Annotated in this window: 12 protein-coding genes; 6 read left to right on the forward strand and 6 right to left on the reverse strand. The window is 50.5% G+C overall.

Going from position 1 to position 7,104, the window contains the following annotated elements; translation table 11 throughout:
• Positions 1-31: 31 nt before the first annotated feature.
• From U2W12_RS10750 to U2W12_RS10760, 3 genes are all read right to left on the reverse strand, one after another.
• Positions 32-1,168, reverse strand: coding sequence for a DUF1207 domain-containing protein (locus tag U2W12_RS10750; protein ID WP_326500678.1), 1,137 nt, complete (start codon positions 1,166-1,168; stop codon positions 32-34).
• Positions 1,168-1,785, reverse strand: a complete 618-nt coding sequence (locus tag U2W12_RS10755) for a BON domain-containing protein (RefSeq protein WP_326500679.1) — start codon at positions 1,783-1,785, stop codon at positions 1,168-1,170. Before U2W12_RS10755 ends, U2W12_RS10750 begins: the two co-directional genes overlap by 1 nt.
• 249 nt (positions 1,786-2,034) lie before the next feature.
• Complete coding sequence (locus tag U2W12_RS10760; protein ID WP_326500680.1) at positions 2,035-3,066, reverse strand: OmpA family protein; 1,032 nt, start codon at positions 3,064-3,066, stop codon at positions 2,035-2,037.
• Between the two features lie 490 nt (positions 3,067-3,556).
• Between U2W12_RS10760 and U2W12_RS10765 the strand changes: the two genes are divergently transcribed.
• From U2W12_RS10765 to U2W12_RS10780, 4 genes are read left to right on the forward strand one after another with little or no spacing between them, the layout of a single operon-like run.
• Positions 3,557-3,871 carry a BON domain-containing protein gene (locus U2W12_RS10765; protein ID WP_326500681.1) on the forward strand — a complete coding sequence of 105 codons (315 nt, stop codon included), beginning with the start codon at positions 3,557-3,559 and terminating at the stop codon, positions 3,869-3,871.
• Between the two features lie 14 nt (positions 3,872-3,885).
• Positions 3,886-4,116, forward strand: coding sequence for a DUF883 domain-containing protein (locus tag U2W12_RS10770; protein ID WP_326500682.1), 231 nt, complete (start codon positions 3,886-3,888; stop codon positions 4,114-4,116).
• Between the two features lie 19 nt (positions 4,117-4,135).
• Positions 4,136-4,576, forward strand: coding sequence for a phage holin family protein (locus tag U2W12_RS10775; protein ID WP_326500683.1), 441 nt, complete (start codon positions 4,136-4,138; stop codon positions 4,574-4,576).
• Positions 4,573-5,034, forward strand: coding sequence for a hypothetical protein (locus U2W12_RS10780; protein ID WP_326500684.1), 462 nt, complete (start codon positions 4,573-4,575; stop codon positions 5,032-5,034). The genes U2W12_RS10775 and U2W12_RS10780 overlap by 4 nt, the downstream gene beginning before the upstream one ends.
• 60 nt (positions 5,035-5,094) lie before the next feature.
• On the opposite strand, the gene U2W12_RS10785 is transcribed toward U2W12_RS10780, so the two are convergent.
• The 3 genes from U2W12_RS10785 to U2W12_RS10795 form a co-directional block, all read right to left on the reverse strand.
• A complete protein-coding gene (locus U2W12_RS10785) occupies positions 5,095-5,316 on the reverse strand; it encodes a hypothetical protein (RefSeq protein WP_326500685.1) in 222 nt (73 codons plus the stop codon).
• A gap of 203 nt (positions 5,317-5,519) precedes the next feature.
• Positions 5,520-5,666, reverse strand: a complete 147-nt coding sequence (locus tag U2W12_RS10790) for a lmo0937 family membrane protein (protein WP_326500686.1) — start codon at positions 5,664-5,666, stop codon at positions 5,520-5,522.
• A 187-nt stretch (positions 5,667-5,853) separates the two neighbouring features.
• Positions 5,854-6,042 (reverse strand): CsbD family protein, encoded by a 189-nt coding sequence (locus U2W12_RS10795; RefSeq protein WP_326500687.1) that lies wholly within the window; start codon positions 6,040-6,042, stop codon positions 5,854-5,856.
• A 299-nt stretch (positions 6,043-6,341) separates the two neighbouring features.
• On the opposite strand from U2W12_RS10795, the gene U2W12_RS10800 reads away from it, so the two are divergent.
• Together U2W12_RS10800 and U2W12_RS10805 are read left to right on the forward strand one after the other, a co-directional pair.
• Positions 6,342-6,545 carry a hypothetical protein gene (locus tag U2W12_RS10800; RefSeq protein WP_326500688.1) on the forward strand — a complete coding sequence of 68 codons (204 nt, stop codon included), beginning with the start codon at positions 6,342-6,344 and terminating at the stop codon, positions 6,543-6,545.
• Positions 6,546-6,551: 6 nt separating this feature from the next.
• Positions 6,552-6,848, forward strand: coding sequence for a hypothetical protein (locus U2W12_RS10805; protein ID WP_326500689.1), 297 nt, complete (start codon positions 6,552-6,554; stop codon positions 6,846-6,848).
• The last annotated feature ends 256 nt before the right edge of the window (positions 6,849-7,104 follow it).

The raw sequence follows: 7,104 nt of genomic DNA on the forward strand, positions 1-7,104 counted from the left end.
ACTGTTGAACACAGGCCGCACTTATCTTCGCTTAGAAATGGTAATGCGCTCCCAAGCCGATATATTCCACTTTATCCTTATAAAACTGCCCGCTAGGAGTGAAACCGTTATAGTATTCCACAAGCACCTGAAGCTTACGACCCAGGACTTGTAAATTATCGAATTCTACGCCTGCCCTAGCCGAGACATCGGTATTCCAGTTATTTTCTTCAAAACTCTTGATGTCAACCGCGACAACAGGCCGCATTGAGGCAACATCGATGCGCCAAGGGCTTCGAAACTCAACGCCGTATTGCACCGACCACGGCTTAAGAGTCGAAGGTTCGGTATGGAACAGACCGCCCCCGCCGCCGTACAGGCGCACGCCAAAGGGCAGCTCATAAGAGAGTCGCAGATCGGCTCCTTCGTAACTGAGGTTGACGCGCTCGAATTTCGTGTTGATTTTGCGCAGCAGAAATTCGTCGCCAAGATGTGAACTCTGATGATAAAGTCGACTAAACGCGGAAAATTGCCCGGCGCGCACGCTCGAATAGAGGGATGCAATAAAATCGGTATTGACCAGATCAGACGATGAAGCATCCAGATTGAAGTCACTAAAGACCCCGGCCTGAATTCCTGTTTCCCATTGCGCAGTGGATTGCCCGAAGTTGCCGCGGTAAAACGGTATCGTTTCACCGAAACTGACGGAGGCGATATCGGTTCCGTCAAAATTGTCGCTCTGATAATTGCGGTAAGCCGCCGAGAAATGCGCCCAGCGCGGATCCGCCAATAAAGGCTTGAATAAATGCCCCGCAGGCAGAAGCCCTGTGGGCAAAATAACGGATTCGGATACCGACACCGTCTTATCACCGGAAACCTGGACAAGCCCTGAAGCCCCGCCCATCGGCTGTTGGCCAGCCGTTTCCGATGTCTTTACCGCATTAACGCCGGGGACTTTCGCTAAAAGCTGTACCGCCTTGGTTCGGTCGGCAGCTTCCAGACCGCCTACCGGCAAAGTAATGACGCCATCCCGTACCGTTAATGACGGCATCTCAAGATTTAAGTCATGTTTTAACACGCCTGCGGCATAGCCGGCAATGTAAGCATCATCCTGAGCCGTGGCATGCGCAAGAGATGCGGGCATCAGCAGTACGCCCAGAACCGCTATCAATCGACAATACACCATCATTAATTGCTCGGTGTACTGGCTTTGACAACCAGATCAGATTGCACTGATTTGACGTTCGGCTGGCTACTGGCCAGTGCTACCGCTTTTCCGATGCTTTGCTCGGACTCCACCGCGCCGCTCAACCTGACTGCGCCATTCACCGTAGTCACTTCAATTTGAAACGACTTCAGGAAGGGATCATTTAGTAGCGCCGCCTTAACCTTCATGGTAATTACCGAATCATCGATGTATTCTCCCGCGGTCTGGGCTTTCTCGGTCACCGACTCCTTTGCGCTTTCCAGTTTTTTTTCTGCATTTTCCGTCGCTTGATCAACGTTTTGTTGAGTCTTTTCCAATGCTTCCTTAGAAGCGTCTGTCTTTCCCTCGATGTAGTCTCCGGCTCTGCCGGCCTGCCGATCCAATGACTCCTTTGCCGCATCAATCTTTTGCTCAGCCCTGTCAGCCGCTTGCTCAATCTTTTGCTCGGCTTTTTCAGCCGCTTGATCGATTTTTGGCCCTGCCTTTTCCGCGGTTCCTTCTTTTTCGCAACCGGCCAACCCAAGCACTGCGGATAAGCAGGCCATTAGAAGAATTTTATGGGCTGACAGAGTTTGCTTGTATTCATTGATTGTTTTCATGGGTTTGTCCTTATGTATTGTGTTTTTAAAATGAGTCGAATGCACAGAAGTATTCCCATTAAAAAAATACGTTTGAAGAATAAATCGCTCTATTTGAATCAAGCGCATTGCGCTAGGATCATGGTTTTAAGCTATCAACAAAATTAGGTTTAGTCTGTACGGTACCGTACATAAAACCCGATTTGAAGTCAGGTTTTATGGGTGATGGCGTTGAGAAAATTACGGCCTATTTTTCGGCTTTAAACTTGGTCAATCGCCGATCCAGATCAACTCGATACGACGGTTTTCGGACCGACCTTCTTCCGTGCTGTTATCGGCAATAGGCCGGGTTTCTCCGTAGCCGTGCGCAATCAGTTTGTTGGTCACTCCTTTCGTTTTAAGGTAATCAACCACTGACTCTGAACGGCGTTGCGACAACTTCATATTGTAGCGGTCGGTACCTTCGCTACTGGCGTGGCCCTGGACTTCAATATCGTTTTTCTGCGGATAAGCCAGCAGACTTTCCACGACACCATCCAATATGGTCATCGCCTTCGGCGTCAACTCGGCTGAATCGTATTTAAAATTGACTCCCTTAAGTACAAGCCTGACCAAGCAACCGTTTACGTCAACCTTGCTGTCTTTGATGGAGCCGGGACATTGATCCAAGCAGTCGTTGACGCCGTCAGCATCCGAATCGCGGGTGGAGCAATCGTCAACCGGAGCAGCAGCGAGCGGGGGCTCGGGCTTGGCGACGGCCGTCGGCTTGGCGCCAAACGGAATAACAAAACCGACGTTAACCGTCATGTCATGAAATTCGTCTGTGCCGGGCTGAACCTGAGCATTCAAATTGTTGTTGTAACGATAACGCACATCGCCGCGGAGCAGAAAGTTGTCGTGAAGCTCGTAGGTTAAACCCGCGCCGGCTTCGCCTATGAAACCGGCGCCGCAATCAACAGAACCACAACTGTTCATGCCGCCCAATCCGACGACCGCATAAGGCGAAAGCTTGTCACGGAAGAAATAATACTGCACGTCAGCGGTGCCGCCACTCAGGCTCCAGGGGCCGAACTCTTCGTAAAACCCCTTGACCTCGACGTTGAAATGTTGATCGATGATCTTGCCAAAGCCCATGCCTCCCCCCCAGCCGTCGCTTGCATTCCGATCACCACCGGAGTTAACGAATGAACCGAAAGGCGCGATGTAAAAACGGTCGTCCTGGAATTGCTCGGCAGCCTGCGCCAGAGGCAGCAAACCCGCGCTAGCTAATGAGGCGATCGTGAATAAATTTTTTTTCAACATGATAGTTTCCTTGAATGTAATAAAAAAATGGGAATCGGTAAAAGCACATTCAGTGTGTCGCCAAATCCAAGGGGCATTCTTGGCTCACTTCATGTTTGAATCCGCGCCATCAATTACACGGAGATGCAAATGAATCGGTTTGTGAGTCCTAAGAGCCTCCTGATTTCCCGTCTCGATAAACCAACGAATTTACGGCGCGCAGTACAGATGTTGCTAAAAAATCTCAGAAGTAGCTTAACGGCAACATTAGCGATTCGTCGGTGCGGCACCACACATAAGGCTAACCCGCTGATCCACCTTGCTTGCCTGTATGTGCGCTACCGTACCGACTATGGCTTTTTTTGCGGCTAAAGTGGTATCAAGGTTTAGGGCGAATTCGGCAGCGGGGAGGTGGACGATTGCTTTAACCTTCCGGGATAGGCCCTCTTAACTAAAGATTGAGTCATCAAAACCTTATTTTATTTTTTCACGCGTTACTGGAGAATGAGTCATGAAAAACCTTAATCAATTTTTTTCCGCTTTTGTGATGGCCCTGATGTTAATGACTGCCGTAGGTTGCGCATCGACGCCAAGACATGAGGGATCCGGCGAGTATGTTGACGACAGCGTCATCACGACTAAAGTCAAGGCAATGTTATTCGATGAGCCCAATCTGAGATCCGGCCAGATCAATGTTGAAACGTTCAAGGGCGTGGTTCAATTGAGCGGTTTCGTGAGTTCCCAGGCCGATATTAACACTGCGATCGAAGTTGCGCGCAAGGTCCCAGGCGTTAAATCGGTCAAGAATGACATGCGGCTCAAATAGAGGAGAATGCCACGATGGAAACTATAGATAAAGCATCTCTCTCCGCACATGAAGCGGTCGATAAGATCGCCAGTGCGACCAATCAGGCATGTGAAGCGCTTGGCGATAAAGGTAAGCAGCTTCAAAATGCCGAGAAACAAGTCGTGGAGAATTGTCGCGGTTATATCCGCGACAATCCGATAACATCGCTGGGAATCGCGGTAGCGGCCGGCTTTCTTTTGAGCAGGCTGTTGAGCGGCCGTTAGCATTAGGCTTTCAAACAACATGGACGCGAACGCTGGAAAAGATGAAACTCCTGAGCGCACTGCTACATGCGGAGCTTCGTCCAACGCTTCCGGCGTGCTGGAGGATGTATGCTCATTATGGCATGAACTGCTGGGGTTAAGCCATGATCGCTTCCGGCTCGCCGCGCTGGAAACGCGGCGGGCGGGCGAGAGCTTGGTGACCATGATCATAGCGGCAGTGATGTTGGCCGTCTTGCTGAGCGGGGCGTGGCTGGGACTCATGGCCGCCGCCGTGGCCATGCTGGTCGAGCATGGCATCGTGGTAAGCAGCGCCATACTGCTTGCCGTCGCTGCCAATTTGCTGCTCGCGCTGATCCTCTGTGGTGTAATACGCCGCAAGAGCCGTTATCTTCGATTCCCCGCGACCCTCCGCAGTCTTCAGCCCATTCCTCCAAGGCGCCAGGAAGTGGAGAAATCATGATGAAGGCCACACTTCCAAATCGAATTAAGCCCCCGTCGCTGACGGCTCAAATCAGGGATGCGGAGCTGCGGGTGTTGAAACGTCAGCGGGGGGTCGGTGTTCGCACTGATATGCTGGTACAGAAGATACATCAACAGATGTCTGCTCCTGCAACCTTGCTGCTGGCGGCCGGCATCGGATATATCCTTGGCGAAATCACCCAGCGCCAAAGCCCCAAATTCCGTGGCGACGTTGCTGCCGGGACTACACCCTTGAGGTCCGCGCTAAACCTTATGACTTCGGTTCAAACTTTTTACAGAGCCTTGCCTCTCGTCTGGCTGATGAAGTCGTTCCGCCAACCTGGCGCGCGGAGTCAAGCGCCCGAACGGCAATTTCCACCTGGTGCCGAGCGGTTTCCGGTACAGCAGACGGCAGGTCCGCCGAAGAACTCTCAAAACAATAGCGCGCTTAAATGTTAATGGCATGGCAAGCCGCTGGTATGGCTTAAAAGAACCTTGGTCTTTTTATCGGCTCAGCCTCTAGCTCTTCTTGCTCGCAAAAAGTAGAAGCCCGCCACCGATTACTATCGCGCCCACACCAGCCCACACCGGGATATTGACCGTCTGCGTGTCTTTGACCGTCATCTCGAGCGGGCCTATCTTGGCTTCCTGAGTTTCCCGGGTATAACTAAATTGGCCATACACCAACCCCAACACGCCGGCGATCATCAACACGACTGCCACGATTTTAACTGTGCTCATCTTACCCCTCCTCTCTATAAAACATTCTGAGTCCCGGCGCCAAATGCGGCTCGACCGGATTCAAACATGATCCGGTCGTATCAAGAAATTAAAGGCGAACCTGGAAGCCGTCATTATGGAGATGGAATGAGGGCTTCCAGGTTGCCTATTATTGCCGGACAGCTCCGACCGATACGGCGTTGGCCAAGCGCATCTTAGTGTCGCTAGACACGTCTGCCTTGTATGACACGCAGCACGATCACGATGACCGCTATGACCAATAGAATATGAATGAACCCGCCGAGTGTGTACGAGGAAACCAAACCCAGCAGCCAGAGGATAATTAAAAGGATCGCTAAAGTTTCAAGCATGTGCGCATCTCCGTAAGAGGCCGTCAATCGACCGTGTTTTGAACCATCGATCAGAATATGAAGCAGTCACCGATAAACCGATTAGCCTCATGTTCATCTTCTGTGAGAAAGGTATTTGAGAGCATCTCGTTGCCATTATGCAGGCAAGCTTATCCAAACTTGCCTACACACATCTACAATCGTCGTTTCAATCGTTTTTCTTAATGACGTCCTTAATATCTTCCTTGAGGTCGCCTAAGCCAGCCCGGACCTTGCCAACGTTTTTTTGCACATTTCCTTCTACCTCCATATTTTGGTCGTCCAGCAATACACCGGCAGCTTCCTTGACTTTACCTTTGGCTTCTTCGATTCGGCCTTTTACTTGATCTTTGTTCATGAGTGTCTCCTGATGTTTAATTTATCCATAGCCAGATAGCTACGAATAAAGCGCAGAATAATATTTCTGATTGCTCGGGATAAACATACCCGCAAAACTGAACGCAGTCGGTGCGGTATCGTACATAACCCATGGGTTTGTTTTGCACATACCCTTATACAGAGGTGGCGCGGAAAAATTGAACCGCCAGTTACCGCATCTCGTTACCGTGAAAGCCGCCTGTGAGAAGGACAAACCAATCCCATTCCGTCATACAAGGTTTTTTTAAAGCGTTGAACAGAACATAAATCGTACGCAGTATGGACGACGGCAACGATGGCCTTCTTATGGCCCTTGCGCGACACCAGACTTTGGTAAAAGCTTTGGAAAACGCTGTGGGTTCGCCGAGCGGCATTGGCGGCTTCGCAGAGGAGATAGCCGATCACGTGGTTGACCTTGCGGGTCTTGCCGGTCTTACGCTTGCCAGCGGATTCGTGATTGCCGGGGCACAAAGCGGCCTATGAGGCGAAATGCCCGACCGTATCGAAGGCCGACAGGTCGGTGCCGATTTCCGCCAGTATCATGGCGGAACTGATTTTATCGAGGCCCGGCAAAGTTTGCAGGAAATGCCAATAGTCGGCATAAGGTGCCATCGCTTCGACCAAATAAACATCCAGACTGACGAGTTCCGCGTCCAGGGTATGAATATGATCGGGGATGTGCTTCAGTACGAAGCGATGCCGGGGCGGGAGTTCGCCGTCGAGGGCGTGTTCGAGGAGATTGTTGACATTATAAATCTGTCTTTAGATAGTGTCGGGTTTAATTAATTAAACCATTTCACTACTGGGAAATATTGCAAGCGCTACGCTTGAACGATAAAGGTTGCTTGACAATATTGGATAGAGCCTCATATGATTCAATTGGAGCATTAGATTACCTATCCTCCGTCCCCACGAAATTGGCCTCTGAGCCCATTGAGTTTCCTATCCTAAATAAGGAGAGCGACAATGAACACTGAACAATGCGAAGAAGTACGTAAAGAACGATTTGCAGATAAATACAGTCATGAATACGCAAATACTC

The sequence above is a fragment of the Methylomicrobium sp. Wu6 genome (assembly GCF_035916875.1).
Taxonomy (GTDB): Bacteria; Pseudomonadota; Gammaproteobacteria; order Methylococcales; family Methylomonadaceae; genus Methylomicrobium.